This is a genomic window from Sunxiuqinia elliptica (assembly GCF_900113005.1).
Lineage (GTDB): Bacteria > Bacteroidota > Bacteroidia > Bacteroidales > Prolixibacteraceae > Sunxiuqinia > Sunxiuqinia elliptica.
This window is the reverse complement of the sequence record NZ_FONW01000003.1, coordinates 143515-159140: the sequence shown is the minus strand read 5'-3', so window position 1 is coordinate 159140 and position 15626 is coordinate 143515. Positions and strand designations below refer to the sequence as shown.

Annotated in this window: 10 protein-coding genes; 1 reads left to right on the top strand and 9 read right to left on the bottom strand. The window is 41.1% G+C overall.

Translation table 11 applies throughout. The annotated features are described in order from the left end of the window. Positions 1-26 precede the first annotated feature (26 nt). The 7 genes from BM156_RS09070 to BM156_RS09040 form a co-directional block, all read right to left on the bottom strand. Positions 27-590 carry a cyclase family protein gene (locus BM156_RS09070; protein ID WP_170846912.1) on the bottom strand — a complete coding sequence of 188 codons (564 nt, stop codon included), beginning with the start codon at positions 588-590 and terminating at the stop codon, positions 27-29. Between the two features lie 315 nt (positions 591-905). Then, positions 906-3332: a DUF5703 domain-containing protein gene (locus tag BM156_RS09065; RefSeq protein WP_093919539.1), complete on the bottom strand. Its 2427-nt coding sequence runs from the start codon at positions 3330-3332 to the stop codon at positions 906-908. Then, positions 3332-5590 carry a glycosyl hydrolase family 95 catalytic domain-containing protein gene (locus BM156_RS09060; RefSeq protein ID WP_093919538.1) on the bottom strand — a complete coding sequence of 753 codons (2259 nt, stop codon included), beginning with the start codon at positions 5588-5590 and terminating at the stop codon, positions 3332-3334. Before BM156_RS09060 ends, BM156_RS09065 begins: the two co-directional genes overlap by 1 nt. 86 nt (positions 5591-5676) lie before the next feature. After that, on the bottom strand, positions 5677-7344 hold the full coding sequence (locus tag BM156_RS09055) for a RagB/SusD family nutrient uptake outer membrane protein (RefSeq protein ID WP_093919537.1): 1668 nt from the start codon (positions 7342-7344) through the stop codon (positions 5677-5679). A gap of 19 nt (positions 7345-7363) precedes the next feature. Continuing rightward, positions 7364-10657 carry a SusC/RagA family TonB-linked outer membrane protein gene (locus tag BM156_RS09050; protein ID WP_170846911.1) on the bottom strand — a complete coding sequence of 1098 codons (3294 nt, stop codon included), beginning with the start codon at positions 10655-10657 and terminating at the stop codon, positions 7364-7366. 159 nt (positions 10658-10816) lie between these two features. Continuing rightward, positions 10817-11788 (bottom strand): FecR family protein, encoded by a 972-nt coding sequence (locus BM156_RS09045; RefSeq protein WP_093919535.1) that lies wholly within the window; start codon positions 11786-11788, stop codon positions 10817-10819. A 135-nt stretch (positions 11789-11923) separates the two neighbouring features. Beyond that, positions 11924-12505 (bottom strand): RNA polymerase sigma-70 factor, encoded by a 582-nt coding sequence (locus tag BM156_RS09040; RefSeq protein WP_093919534.1) that lies wholly within the window; start codon positions 12503-12505, stop codon positions 11924-11926. A 258-nt stretch (positions 12506-12763) separates the two neighbouring features. Here BM156_RS09040 and BM156_RS09035 point away from each other — a divergent pair, with 258 nt between their 5' ends. Further along, a complete protein-coding gene (locus tag BM156_RS09035) occupies positions 12764-13636 on the top strand; it encodes an AraC family transcriptional regulator (protein ID WP_093919533.1) in 873 nt (290 codons plus the stop codon). Between the two features lie 279 nt (positions 13637-13915). Here the strand turns inward: BM156_RS09035 and BM156_RS09030 are convergent, their stop codons facing one another. Both BM156_RS09030 and BM156_RS09025 read right to left on the bottom strand, forming a co-directional pair. Further along, on the bottom strand, positions 13916-14419 hold the full coding sequence (locus tag BM156_RS09030; protein WP_139218248.1) for an FMN-binding protein: 504 nt from the start codon (positions 14417-14419) through the stop codon (positions 13916-13918). Positions 14420-14427: 8 nt separating this feature from the next. After that, complete coding sequence (locus tag BM156_RS09025) at positions 14428-15588, bottom strand: hypothetical protein (protein WP_093919531.1); 1161 nt, start codon at positions 15586-15588, stop codon at positions 14428-14430. Positions 15589-15626 lie beyond the last annotated feature (38 nt).

The window sequence follows — 15626 nt, the reverse complement described above, 5'->3', positions numbered from 1 at the left end:
GAACTTATTTACATAAAAAACGATCCTCAATCAGTCACCCGTGCATATACTTCACAAGGCTTTCCTGTTGATTCCGGAGCCAGCTTAATCTTTATCTGCATGGCTCGTATTTTTTTAGCCCAAGGTTCCTCCAGCCATATATTCTCCACCACAAAACAATCATGATCTTCACATTTTTTATCAAAACGAATATGCTCTTCTCCATGTTGACCAATACCACATCCATCGATTAAAATAAACTGTGGGGTATCAGCCAATATGGCTTCAAGTACATGCTCATCTAAAAACGTTTGTGCTTCGCCATATTCCTTTGTCCCATAATTGTACTTCGCCATAGCTCCAGTATAAAGCACTAACGCTTTATTCTTGAAACTATCAAGAGCCAGATCTTCTTTTGCTGGCATGTGCTGGCGGCAATCAATTACTTCTGCAGCCACTTTGTATTCTTTTTTCTTAGGTTCCTTTGTATAACCGTCGATATGTGTACCTACATGCCCGATGGCATTCACAGCATCGGACTGATTTTTTGCCCATTGCATGGCTGGGTGATTATCTGATAGCTTAATATCTATTTTTATTGTTTTTTCCATTAACCTAGCCTTTATTATTATCGACATCTTCCTTCATTTCTGCTCCCAATCAGCCATCTGAAAGACCTCAAAATACTTGAGCGAATCCTTACCTGTGATCTTCATCATCATCCAAGCACCTTCCAGCCAAGAAGATGATTCACTAATAGGATTGAGCTGATTTTTCAGATCGAATTCTATACTGTACAAGGGATTCATAGGCCCCCAACAGTAGTAAAATACTAAACCTGCCCATCTTTTGCCGTTTTCTTTATTTATTATGATCCAGTTTTTGTTTTGTCCGCTCTACTACTCAGCACTACCGGGCCCCCTGAACTACTTTATTCTAAAGTTTTGAATAACCACATCTTCTCTTCTACTTTCAGGAGACACGATTAACTCAACTATTTTCCCATCTTTCAGTATTCCTTCAATCGTAGTATTCCGGGGAGCATGCAATTTAAAACTCACATCCCACTCTTTTGGCCAAGCGGGGAACAGGTATATTTTATCTTCAAAACACTGCATGAGCATCTCCTGCAAGCCAATCATTCCACTTCCGCCCCAGTTATGGTCGGGTACCCAGTCGTGCCCGGGGCCCCAGAATGTGGGAAACCGGCGTTGGGAATCCTGCAGCTTCTTCACGTTGTACTCCGCGGCTTTTTCCGTCATTCCCATCCGCGCATAGAAGATGCCATCCTGATGCCAGCTGATCACCATATCCTTGGGAAACTTGCCATGTTTCCAGGTATTTTGGAAAACCGTCATATCATCTTTTGCCAGGGAAAAACGGTTAAACGGGAAGAGAGGATAAAATTGAGGGCATTCCACGTTTTGATACCTGCCCCATGACTCAGCCGGTTTTAATACCAGGTCACCTTCAATATCATCGTAAAAATAACCCGGCAACCGCTTCAGGTATCCCTGGAAGTACGCTTTCTCTTCACTGGAGAAATAATTGCCTTCCAGCTCCAGGATTGAACTAATACAGGCGTGCAATCCAGACTCCAGATCGCTTGGATTTTTGGCACCACGGTACGATTCACAAGAGGTAGACGGGTAAATCACCAGCTTCCCTTTCTCATCCAGTGATCTTCCATTGCGTATCTGTTCCCGTTTTTGGTAGTGCTCATCAAAAAACACCAGGGCAGATTTGATGAACGGAATATAGTCAGAGATGTCATTCCCGGAATACCGGTGATATTCCAAGATCATATAGGCGTGTTCGACCTGCGACTCCCAGTGGTAAGAGATGGCTTGATTAGCCATGACACCGATTTCTACGAAGTCATCATAACCTCTTAACGCATTGGCACGGGGATCTCCAAAAGGGATTTCCTCCCCTCTTTTGCGATGACTCTCCCCCTTCCATCCATAACCGGCTCCAAGCGCCAAACCGGGCACATTCATGTACTCCGAGAAGACACCTCCCCCGTGTCCAAAATGTTTTTTCACACGGGCTTCTGCCCCGCCGAGTCCTTTGCGGTACAACTCGAACTGTGGAAGCATCGCCTCAAAGTCGCCGGTTTTTAGTAGCGGCCAATGGAGTAGTCGCTGGTTTTGGGCAGTGAACACTGCTCCACCCCAGGCCCGCCAATCGGGACCATAAGCCCGGCTTTTGTCCACCAGCGAAGGATCGAAGGTGAAATTGCCACCATTGAATTTGCTGGGATACTCGCCATATGCATTACACCCCAGCTGATAGCGGAAGAGCTGGTAATTTCTTCCGGTCTGCCACTCCCTGTTTGCCGGGTCCGGATTATCCGGAAATAGCCGAATCCAGCTTCGTTGCCAATACTTCTGCCACCATTGTACAGTCGACCGAAACGCTTCCTGATGGTCATTTTCGACCTCTTTTACTAATCCTTGTAATTCTCCGGTCCATTGATTTAGGTTCTCTGCCTGATCTATATGAGTGGCAATCATCAGACGATGCTGAGTTTCGGGGGTAGTACTTTTCAGTTTCCAGGCCCTAAAAGGCGTAAGGGCATAGATCCCATTCTCTGTCCCGGCAGGCGCAAATCCCTTACCAGTCATCATTCCTCCAAAAGTACGGTTCTTCAGATCATCCACAATCTCATCCTGATACTCTTCCAACTCCTGTTGTTGAATCAGTATCTCCGGTACCAGCTTCTTGTTAGGATTACGGTGATAGAACAGTACCCCTTCATCCTTAAAAAAGATATTGTCCTTATGGCGAATGATTTTTCCGGGATAACCTTCCAGGTTGAAACAGGTAAATCGCTCACGCGAGGGAGCTGGTTTCAGTTCATGATCTTCGGTACGCCAATTTTCGTACGAGGCTGTCACATCAACCGGCACATTGGCATCTACATCCACCCTGACAACCGGACGCAGCACTTCCACCCAAATTCGTATCACCGCTTCAACCATCCCCTCATCCGTTTGCCCTTTTGCGTTAATCTCAACATAACCATCTTTGAGTTTGAGCTCCTGAGAAAAGAAGGTAGCATTTTTAAAGGGATTGGGCTCAAGCCGCAAGCGCACGCGACCCAACTTCAGGTATTCACCATTCTCGCTAAAACTGCCGCTACGCTGCATGTAACAGAGCACATCACCATCTTCCACCCAAACATTACAACCGATGTCTCCGCCCCCAACGGGCATCGATTCACTACTATTCCTGCTTTGTTCTGTCCAGGTAATGTTATAATCGTCCAGACTGCCTGATTGGCATTGTCCTGTTGTCCTCCCCAAGCCTACATACAAACAAACCAGTACTAACACTTTAAGTATTTTCATCAATTATGTTTTTTAAGGGTAATACTTTCAAATATACTTGTAGTAAAAAAGAACCTCTCCCCTTCAAGTGTTTCTGCCTTCTTCCCGTTCCGGGAAACCTGCACTTTGTTTCCGGGCCAGGGATTTAGGACATTACAGATCCTTCCCTTTTCGCTTAATATGTCGATATATAAAACCTCACCGTTTTTAACTTCACTGGATACAAGGAAGGCTCCCCAGATTCTCAAGTTATAAAACGAAGCATCTTTCTTTTCGGGCCAAACCGAAAATACGCGCAATACTCCACCATGCCCCATGCACAACATTTCGTTAATGGTATTTGGCACAGTACTGAAGTTTTCAATTCCGTGTGGGTTGTTCTGCTGGAAACCATTGGGATAAGTATTCTCAATATACTTATGCATCTTGTTTATAATCGTATCTGGGTTATAGCCGACTCTCACTGCGGCCGGAAAGAAGCTGTTAGATCCATTAAAATCAATCCAGCGCTGCATTACATCAATCGTATTGTGAGCAACCTGAAGCAATTCAGGATCACTGTCTAATCCGATCTGTCCGGCAGGATAAATATGCTGAATACCCAGAGTATTGCCTCCCCACCAGGCTGTACCTTTTTCTGTGTAGCGAAAAACCTTTTTTCCTTGTCGTTCCTGGTAAGTATAATCTGACAGATGATCCTTAACATATTGCCAATTGTCGGTGCGTTCAGCATCAACTTCCAACTCTCTGCTCATATCTATGGCCGTTTGCATTACCATTCTCACCATTCCCAATGAGAGAATTGGATTCATTGTCCCAACAGTGCCTTCATGAATTGCATCGTTATAAATCACATAGCGGCCGTCCTCAAAAGTTAGGTAGTTCTCCCAGAAAGTGGCGACACCTTTCACAAATGGATATACCATTTTGGTAAACTCCAGGTCATAGGTGTAATAAAACTGCATGGCCATGTTTACAACACAGTAAGCGGAGTTACTTCTTTGTCCGAAGAATAATCCACCTTCTTCTTCATTTCCATCTTTAGTATAATGTCTAAATTTCTCCATCAATTCATTACGCCTGGTGGTCTCAATCCCAAGGGGACCTGCTCCTACTGGCAACATGATTCCCCCGTCAATCCCGCAAATTTTTTCAGAATAATATTCACCCCTTTCTTTTTGGGCAAGAAGCGGGATTATACAAGGAGTAGCCTGCTCAATGTGATTGGAAGAAAACAAGCCATAGAAAGGTGCAAAATGATTGTAGTTTAAATGATAATCACCATTCCAATACGGGCGTTCTTTGGTGATAGTAGTTCCAAAGATGGAAGGTGGAAAGTCTTTATCGCGGCTAAAACAAGCCATGCTATAATTCGACAAGTAATATTGCTTTTCAATTAAATCATCATGGATGTCCACGTAAGACTTTGACCAGAAATCCCGCCACCACGCATGGTGTTTTTTTTCTATTTCTTTTAATGCAGACTTATTGATAACTGCAACACGATCAATAACTGTCTTAACGCAATTATCGCTTTTAAAATTGCTGGAAAAGGCACAGGCGATGATTACCTTTTTACCCGGGGCAAGTGTAAATGTGTTGGAAGGTTCATTCAGAATGTTCATGGAAATGGCTGATTGTGTAGGGATATCTACATCCTTTTCAAATGCACGGGATATCCACATAATGCCATCTTCCTCAATGCCAGTCTCTTCTTTCGCAGGAAATTTATTATCCAATGGTGGGTTGTCAATGATCTCATTCTTTCCAGGCAATAAGAGGTTAATTTTTCCATTTACCTTCTGATTCCCTTTCAGACTTAATTGAATAATCATCAAATCTTCGGCTGCCGAAACATAAGTACAGTAATTCAATTCTGCATCATTCTTTTTAAAGATAGAATAAGTTTTAGCATCATAAAGGTTTTGTTCCAGATGATAAGTAGCTCCGGTAAGCTCTGGAATATCGATTTCGATCTTTCCTAATACAGCAGGGAATGACTCATTATATCCATTTTTTAACCTCCAGAAATCATTCTTGGCAATATAATAAACTTGCTTTTCCGGTCTACCGGAAATGGCCACACCGGTATATCCGTTTCCAAGTAGCGGAGCATCTACGGAATACGGAACTGGTATTTTTCGGGGTGGGTCAGTAAAGACTATGCGGTAATTTGCGTCAAATTCTTTTGCTTTCTTATTTTCTACCGACTTCTGCCCAACGCAAAAATTGCAAAAAACTAATAAAAGACCACCTATAAATAAACTCTTTTCTATCATTATTAAAAAAAACCAAAATCAATAAAATAAAAGTCTTGAAACCTCAAGAAAACTAGGTTTCAAGACTTTAGTTCTACAAGTATCAATTAGTTTACATAACCCGGATTTTGCTCTAAAACAGCTTCCGAGTTACGTTCAATTTCACTGTAAGGAATTGGATATAACCCATTATGATCTTCAATGGTCTCACCACTATACGGATTATATTCTCGGGTACGCTCTACAAGCATCCCTAAACGAGATAATGTAAGTCTGCGCTGTTCAAAAAAGTCTAGTTCACGCATCCGCTCATCCAAAATATAATCAATATCTACATCTCCTTCAGCTACCGGTGTAGCATTGGCTCTGCCGCGCACCTCATTGATATCATCGGCCGCCTTATCTTTTTGACCTTTTCCCAAGTATGCCTCTGCACGCAGCAGGTACGTTTCGGCTATACGAATCATGTAACGATCCCGGTAAGTTGCCCCTGCAGAACCAAACATGACACCTGTTGCAGGGTCCTGAATCACCTCTACGGGATGATCTCCTTTAGTGGTCAACTTTGTTGGATAAGCAAAAAACCATCTTAACGTGTCATTTTTACTTAGATCGAGGTTTTCACTGACTTTTAGACCATAATAAGCTGAATTGGGATTATCAAAGACCCAATCGCGCTGTATATTGCGGCTATGGTTTCGAAGGTCGTTGTTCCAATCACTTTGCCAGATTTCATAGATATAGTGATCTGTAGGTCTGACATTCCCAATTCCACGTCCACCATTCTTAGATGTTGGGCCAACAAACCCATTGACCCCGTCCGGGTCTTTTAAATACCAGTAAAGGGGTACAATAAAGCGTTCGAATTGAGATGCTGCATTCCAGTGATTCTTGGAGCCACCACCACCTGGTATATCAAATTCAATCTGAGTGACCCATATACCTTCCTTGTTCCCTGCTGAGCGATTCTGGTTGTTCCGCTGAAATAAATCCCAATAAGGATCTCCATCCTGATCAGCTTTAATACCAAAGCGTTCTGTCATCAAGGAAAAATTAGGATCATCAATCACTTTGGATGAAGCGGCAATGGCGTTATCCCAATCTTTTTGAGCCAAATAGATCTCAGTGAGCATGTGATTGGCGGCTGCCTGACACAAACGGCCTTCAGCAGACACATTCGATATTTTGGGCAAGTTAGTCGCTGCAAATAGAAAATCTTTTACGCATTGAGCCAGAACCTCTTCTTTACTATTACGCACAAAGTCCCTTTTTGGAGAGCTGATTTCTTCCGTTACAATAGGCACTCCACCATAAAAGAAAGCTAAAGTACGATAAGCCCAACCACGGAAAAACCGTGCTTCTCCAATATGCTCGTTTTTCTCATCTTCCGTTAGATACTCAATATCTGAAATGCGATTCAAGATCACATTACTTAGATAAATTACCCGGTACATATCTCGCCATCTGCTAGATACAATTCCTGAAGTAGGCGTTAACGAGGAAGGGTAATCCCCAAATGCCCTTGTTGCGGGATTAATTCCTCCCATAGCCAAGTCCGTCCCAAGATGAATATCTTCTCTACCTTCATGCCCATTATAAAACCCCCTTACAGAACCATATATGCCATTCAGCGCAGTTTCTATGTGTACTGGTTTAGTATAAGAGTTCTCAGGACTGTAAAAATCCAATGGCACCTCTTTAAGCACCTCCATCTCATCACAGCTAAACAATTGCAACGAGATTGCAACAACAAATAAAAACTTTAAATATTTCATGCTATTTTTTTTCAAAAGATTAAAACTGCAGGTTTACACCTATAGAATAACTTCTCAATACCGGATTAACAGCCTCATCACTGATTCCTTTTCCTAGTTCTGGATCATTTCCTTTCCACTTGGTCCAGGTGTGCAGGTTCTTTCCACTGACATACAGTTTCAGACCTTTGATATATCCTTTAAACAGGTGTTTGTCGAACTTGTACGACAACGAAATATCCTGCAAACGTATAAAGCTTCTCTGCTTATAAGTATTGGGGCGTATTTTGGCAACATATTCCAATGCAGGATATTCAGCTCCCGGATTCTCGGGTGTCCAATAGTCCCACTCTTTAACAATATTCCAGTTGGTGATATTGTCACCACCAGACCATGCTCCAACATAAGGGGTATTCTTGCCATAGTAATAGTTCTTACCCCCTTGAATTGAATTGACGAATACACGCAACGACCAGTTTTTATATCTAAACTGGTTTTGAATACTGAATCGATACGCGGGTACGGTATAACCAATGATATCCCGGTCATGAGCTGCAGACACTTCTCCATCGGGAACTCCATCGGGTCCGGAAAGATCAACCAATCGGTACCCACCCACATTATAGCCACTGGGTACCTCATCTCCAAGCTGGTAGATACCATCAATCACGTAATTATAGATGGCTCCTACTGATTTTCCAATAAATAAGCCACTATCAATCAGGTCATCTTCTTTACCATCGCCATCATCATCTTTACCTAAAATAGAGACTACCTCATTACGGTTCAGTGCAAAATTTACAGTTGATTCCCAGGCAAAGTCAGAGGTTTTCACATTCAGCGAAGTAATGGATGCCTCAACTCCCCAGTTAGCTATTTCTCCAATATTTGTAAATACCTCTTCAAATCCGGTCATATAAGGAATCCGGATTTTATAAAGCTGATCTGTTGTATTTGTATTGTAATACTCAATATTACCATGCAGGCGCTGATTCAATACACTAAAATCAAGCCCCAGGTTCAGACCAGTAGTTGTCTCCCATTTTAGCTGACTGTTGGCCAACCTTCCGATAGCAATACCAATTGCCGAAGGACCGCCGTCTCCAAACACATAGGAATTTTGAGAATTTACAGTCGCCAATGTAGAATACCTGCCGACGGTACGGTTTCCGGTTTCACCATATGAAGCTCGCAACTTCAGGAAATTGATCCAATTGGTGGACTGCATAAAATCCTCTTCACTAATGACCCATCCAAAGGCTGCGGATGGAAAGACGCCAAACTTATTGTCCTCACCAAAGCCGGAGAACCCATCCCGGCGAACGGTTACGGTAGCCAGGTAGCGGTTATTCAACTTATATTGTAAACGTCCCATGGAGTATAAACTGTTTTCCTCCCAGGCTCCCGAGTTAACCCTCATTTTATCAACTGAACCTGCTTCCAGCTTATTGTATCCCAAATCAGGATTCACAAATACACCGGAAGAAGATGCTGTCCCTTCATATTCACGTGACTCGCGTCCATACACCAATGTTGCAGAAACATCGTGAATATCGTTGAATACCCTGGAGTAGTTCAGGATATTATCAAAGGTCCAGTCATAGGCCGTACCGTAATCCTTGTTTCCACTGCCGGCAAAACTCTCTCCTGCCGGATTAAATCCAAACTTACGACTGGAACGGTAGTTATGAGAGAAGTTAAAACGGTATTTCAATCCTTCTACAAATGGCAATTTGATCTCTCCATTGAAATTTGCAAACAGGTTTAAACGTTTGTCAAAATTGGTCACCTCAAGACGCTGCAACGGATTCGTAATGGAACCAGCTTGCGGGAAATAATCCAATTCGCCTGTTTTCGGGTCGTATGGGGTTACCACTGGAGAGTGCAGATAAGCGGTACGCATATCAGGAGATACGCCACTGTTATCTGCAGAGGTAACATACGACTGTAATCCCAGCTTCATCCAGTCGGTAATCTGGTTTTCAAAGTTAGCCCGAACGGTCCATTTCTTGTACTTGTCGTTAATAATATACCCTTCTTGCTCAGTAAACGAACTTGACAGGTAATAGTTGGTAAGCTCAGTCTGACCGCTAACGCTCAGGTTGTGGTTCTGGATATGGCCGTGATCGTTGGCGATCAAGCCATACCAATCGGTATCATAACCGTCGTCAAAATATTTTTTCACACCTGAATGACCAAGCTTTAACGCCACGTCAAAATCGGGATTTACTTGTAAATAGTCATCTCCCATGCGACTTTCCTGCCAATACACATCTTTTATTTTCTGAATATATTCAGACCGGTTAAGCGGTGTCATCCGGCTTGCGGCTTTTTGTATCGTATAATAAGAGGAGTAGCTAAACTGTGGTTTTTCCCCTTTTTGGCCTTTTTTAGTAGTGATGATCAGTACCCCATTGGCTGCCTCAGAACCATAAATAGCTGCAGAACTGGCATCTTTCAGAACATCTACCGACTCGACATCGTCGGGGTTGATCTCCCCTAGTGGACCACGATAGATCACTCCATCTAGCACAATCAGAGGAGAGGAACTGCCACTTAGTGAGTTTGTTCCACGAATACTTATTCCTGGATTTTCCCCAGCATCATTGGTAATGCCAACATTCAAGCCAGGAACAGAACCTTGTAAAGACTGCACAATATTAATGTTGGGCTGCTCGCGAAATGCTTCAATATTGGCTTTCACAACCGCTCCTGTAAGGTCACTTTTCCTAGCGACCCCGTAACCAATAGCCACGACTTCTTCAATTCCAATGGCATCCTCTTCCATCGTAATATTGAAAGATGATTGGTCTGCAACCTTTTTTTCGACGGTTCTCATTCCAACAAATGAGAAAATCAATGTTGAATTAATCGGAACCGTTGACAGATTAAAATTACCATCAAAATCAGTAATCGTTCCCATTGTTGTTCCTTTTATCACAACAGAAACTCCAGGCAAAGGACCTCCCGAGGCATCTTTGACCTTACCTTTTACATCGATTTCTTGTTGCAAAAAATTATCGAGATTAGCATCTGCTTTTGAGATTGCAATGTATTTATCAAAAGTCTCATACTTCAGGTTTAGTTTAGGTAAAAAAGCATCCAGAATTTCGTCTACGGTTTTATTCTCAACATCAATACTCAGGAGTTCTTTGTTGTCAATATCTCCACTTTGGTAGAAAAAGTGAATGTCAGTCTTATTCTCTATTTGCTCTAAAAGTTCAGCAACAGACATATCCTTCATACTAAAACTCAGCTTCGTTCGCTGTGCTAAAGCGTTTCCTGCAAGTGTTTGCATGGTCGCCAGTAAAAGCAGAAAAACGGTAATTCTCATAATGCGTAAGAATTTCGACAACCTATACAGGTTGCAACAATTAAAAGTTTTTTTCATAAATTTGAGATGTTAGAAATTAATACAAATCTTCGGGCAGAAGATTAAACTCTAATTAACAGGGTCGGGAAATACTTCCAATATTTTCCGATCCTTTCTAGTTCACATAGGCTTCTTTTTTAAATGAATAATATTCGGTTTTTCGTGTCTTATTGTAATTGTATACTCTAAGTTTGACGTAAATTTGAGGATATCCAAAATTTGATTAATTGGCTTGTTTCTCAATATTGATCCAGAAAATTTGATTTCTTTTGAAGCTTCATCGTCAAACTCAATAAAGACATTATAACAACGCTCTAAACGATCAGCAATATCAGCCAACTTTTCATCTCTGAACAGCATAATTCCTTTTGTCCAAGAAGTATAGTATTCAACATCAACAGATTGCACATCCAACTCGTTGCTTTTTGAATTGTAAACGGCATTCTGATTAGGTTTTAATTCCACGATAGATTGACCTTTATTGGTCTGCAAATTAACCTTTCCCTCAATCAGCGTAATATTCACTTCGTCCTTATCATTTAAAGCTTCAATATTAAACTGAGTGCCAAGGACTTTCACAGTAAGATTTTCAGTCATTACACGAAAAGGACGACCCAAGTCATGTTCTACATCAAAATAGGCTTCTCCGAACAACTCGACATCTCGATTCTTTCCAGTAAAGTTTGACGGATATTTAAAACGAGTGCCTGAATTCAACCAAACATGTGTTTGGTCTGGCAATATTACTTGGGCATTTTCTCCTAAAGGAACAATTACTTCGTTAACGGCAAGTTCTTGATGAGAACCTTCTATGAAGTAGATGGACATTCCTCCTAGAATAAAAGCCAATGTAAAAACAGCGGCATATCTGAATACCTTTAACGAAAGCATTCGTTCAACAGATCGCTTTCTTATACTTTTCTGTGGTAAGTCATCATAATTGCAGAAAGAGGCATAAGCCCAACAATTCTTAAGTCGATTATACTCACTTCTATTCTCGGGAGTTGCTTCAATCCATTGAATGACTTCTTCTAGTTCTGACGGATTTGAAATTTGATTTAGTGTATATTGTTTTAATTTTTTGTTGTCCATGAACAGGTGTTTGTAAGTAAGTACGGTTAATGGTTATTTACCCTATCAGAAAAGAAGATTTTTTTTCATCTACACACCAATGAACTAATAGTCTGCACACTACATGCAATAAAAATTATCATCTAATTTCAGTGGCTATATTAGAAAGAGTAAGAATGGAAGGTAATGGTGAAGAGATTTTCGAAGCAATTTGAGTGCTTTTGAGATATTGGCCTCCACTGTTTTCTGAGAAATATTCAACTCTTTTGCAATCTCTCGGTTCTTTTTATTCTCATTGCGACTCATCTCAAATATCAGCCTTGTCTGCTTCGGAATCTGTCTTAGTGTTTTATCTATAATCTCACTAATTTCGTTAAAGGCAACCGGAGATGTATCTAAGTCACGAAGTGCTCCTTGGGCGATAAGTAGTTCCCTATATTTTAATGACCTTTCATGTTTCTGCATCACCTTAATATGATCAATCTTCTTTAAACATTGATTTTTACATAAAGTATGTAACCAAGAGGAAAGATTTCTCACCTTGGAAAATTTATGATGATCTTCCCATATATCAGAAAATACATCTTGCACAACATCCTGAGCCACCTCATGATCATTCAAATAGTGTCGTGCAAAATAAAATAGACGGTTATAGTACAATCTAAATATTACTCCGTAAGCCAGTTGGTCGCCATTAGATAACTTCAGTAATAACTCCCTTTCTTTAAGAGTACTCAAATTGATTCAAATTTTGCATCAAAAAAATGAAGCTGATTGATAAAAAACGCAATACAATTAAACAGTATCTTCATCGCTGAAGCATAAAAGCATAGTATTAAACACAACTTAGTTTAGTCTACTTTTCCTGTTGCTTTTATAGCATCCATGCAATCCTATTTATAGACGAACAAACTTAAAGGGGCAGGTATTTGAAATCAAGTAGGATTTTTTCGATTTATAATACTATTTTCACATTCAAAAACGCAAAAGAATGGTATGAAAATGCTATATGAAAAAGTTTCAATTACTCCTGAAAGTTTAATTATCACTCGTTGGAATAAAAGTCAGCACTTTATGATGCCCATGCATTTTCACGATGAGTATGAGCTTATCTATATCGAAAAGAGCTTTGGAACAAGATATGTTGGTGACTCTATAGAACCTTTCAAGGAAGGAGATTTGGTATTGGTAGGGAGTAAACTTCCGCATACCTGGCAAAACAATGAAATTTTCATAGAAAATCCAGCGACGCACCCTGTCAGAGCTGTAGTTATTCAGTTTGGATTGGATTTTGTTAGCTACATCAATTACTTTCCGGAGTTTCAGCATATTTCAAGCATGTTGGAGTTGGCCCAACGGGGGATTTCTTTTTCGGATGAGGTAGCCCAAAAGAACAGGAAAGCTTTAACTCAGTTACCTGATGCGAAATATGGATTTCACCGGCTAATTTCCATCTTAACAATACTGCATAATCTTGCAGCCGATCAAAGTTCAAACTTGTTAGCTTCATCTTCTTTTCAAAATATCGATAAAAAAAGCTCTCTCAATCGAATTACTCAAACCCTTGATTATATAGCCCGAAACTATACTCAAAAACTAACGCTAGATGATATTGCAAGCAAGTTTAACATGAGTATTTCTGCTTTTTCTAACTTTTTTAAGCGCAAAACTGGAAAATCAGTCATCAACTACATCAATGAATTAAGAATATCAGAAGCCTGTAAATTGCTTTCGCAAACAGATAAGAATATTGCAGAAGTGGCTTTTGAATGCGGATTTAACAATCTCTCAAATTTTAATCGCACTTTTAAAGGAATTACAAGTAAAACGCCAAAAGAGTATCGACAGCTTTGGTCCAGCAGTAGTTAGCAGGCAATAACAGATTGCAACGAAATCTAAGGGGCAGCTTAAGAGTGGTGGTGATCGGTGGTCAGAAAGTAATTAAGAGGTCGCCTCACGTTGTTCGCGATGATGGTAAGCAAGAGATGGATAATGTAAACTACTTACTGACACTTTCCGAAACAAGTTCGGAAAGACGCTTAATTATGGGTAGGTAGCATTAGAAAATCAAGTCCCCACTTCTCCGAAGGTGGGAACTCTACTTTGGGAGCTTTTCTGAGTTCTAATCTAGTAGGGAGAGAAAAGGAACTACAAATTACAATCTTGCAATAAGATGGTGATTTCGCGAATGCCTTTTACGATTGAACTTGCCGATAAAGTTGCTCCTGAAATGGCCTGTACTTCGTCGCCATAGTCTAGATCTCCGCCATCGTAACCATTAAACTGCTTTAGCCAGCGTTTTGAGGTAATTTCATTTCCGTGATCAGAGAAGTAGGCTGTAACGTTCACCAGCTTGACTTCCCGGTCTTCGTTGTAATAAACCAAGTAGTTAAACTGATCATACCGGCCTTTTCCAATTGCCGACACGACAAAGCCAGTTGGCTTTCCTGCTTTGTATACCCGCAAAACAGACTCGACTTGTTCTGTTTGGAGGCACTCTGCTGTTGATACTTTCTCGAACTCCAAGTCTGAGCGGTCAACATGTAATTCTTTCGACAACAGTTTAACCAACTTCTTGGATGTTGCATCGTCAGCTCCAAAAAGCTGAGCTTGACTCGTTGTCATCAACAACAAGCCAAGCATTGCTATCATTATCTTTTTTAGAACCATATCCCAATTCCAAGGTTCAATTGTGTTTCAAAATCATCGGTGGCTTCATTGCCAAACCACTGCATGTCTGCTTTTAGGACAGCGCCTTGTGCCAACCACCAACCAATACCAGCGGTGATATCAGTACGGTCATAAGCCAGGTTCTTCTCAATTCCATCTACTGCTTTGTGCGTATTGTACTTTTCGTAGCGAACAAAAGGAACCAGTTTTTGCTCTGTCTTTTGGCCATTCAACAAATCGTAACCAGCTTCCAAATAGTAGCCAAATAATTCGCTGCCAACGTCTTTACCCGTAAAAGCATTGTACTGATTGGTATTCGATAAAGAAGCATAATTCAATTGTCCACGGAATACCCAACCATCGATTGAATAACGTCCGTCCAATCCAACCATGTTCATCCCAATAACTGAGGAGTCAGCCTTGGCTTCTAAAGCACTGTCATCTTTAGCAATGCCGTCGTAAAGACTGGTTTGTGTTTCGCCAAAGTAACCACTCAATCCCAATTTCAACCCCGGAACTCCGTAGTAGTCAATCTTGGCTGATAAGTTTGGATGTGTCAAAATAGACTCAGCTCCTTTTTGGCGTCCTTTACGGAAAGCATCGCTCCCCCGCAAAATACCTCCATCATCATAGCTCTTAAATCCATTCACCACATACAGTTGGTATTTCAAGTTCAGGTTCTGCACATTTCCAGTGAATCCAGCACCAATTTCACGCCAGGTTGAAGGAACAATTTTGCTATCCAAATTCGGACGCTCTACCCCATTATAAGTAGCTGGTTCATGGTATTCATTAATGATCCCCATTGGAATCAGCAACAAACCTCCTCTGAAGTTTAACCAAGGATTAATGCGGTAATTCAGGAAAGCTTGCTCAACATACACCTCTTTTACGTGTTCGTATTCAACCTCAGTAACAAACTGAGTCCGGTCATTAAAGCGATAAGCAAACAACATGACCAAACGATGAATGTCCATCTTACCATTCTGATGAACATCTGACGAAAGCGGCTGATTATAATCAATTTGAGCATATCCGCCAATGCTTAGTTTACTTTCAGAGTTCAACAACGACTCGGCTGCATTCTGCCCGTTTACATACGATGCTGTTATCCCAGCCAGCATCAGGATAAGTAATAATCTCTTTCTCATAGCAACACATTAAATAATAAATGATTAATGTGCGCAAA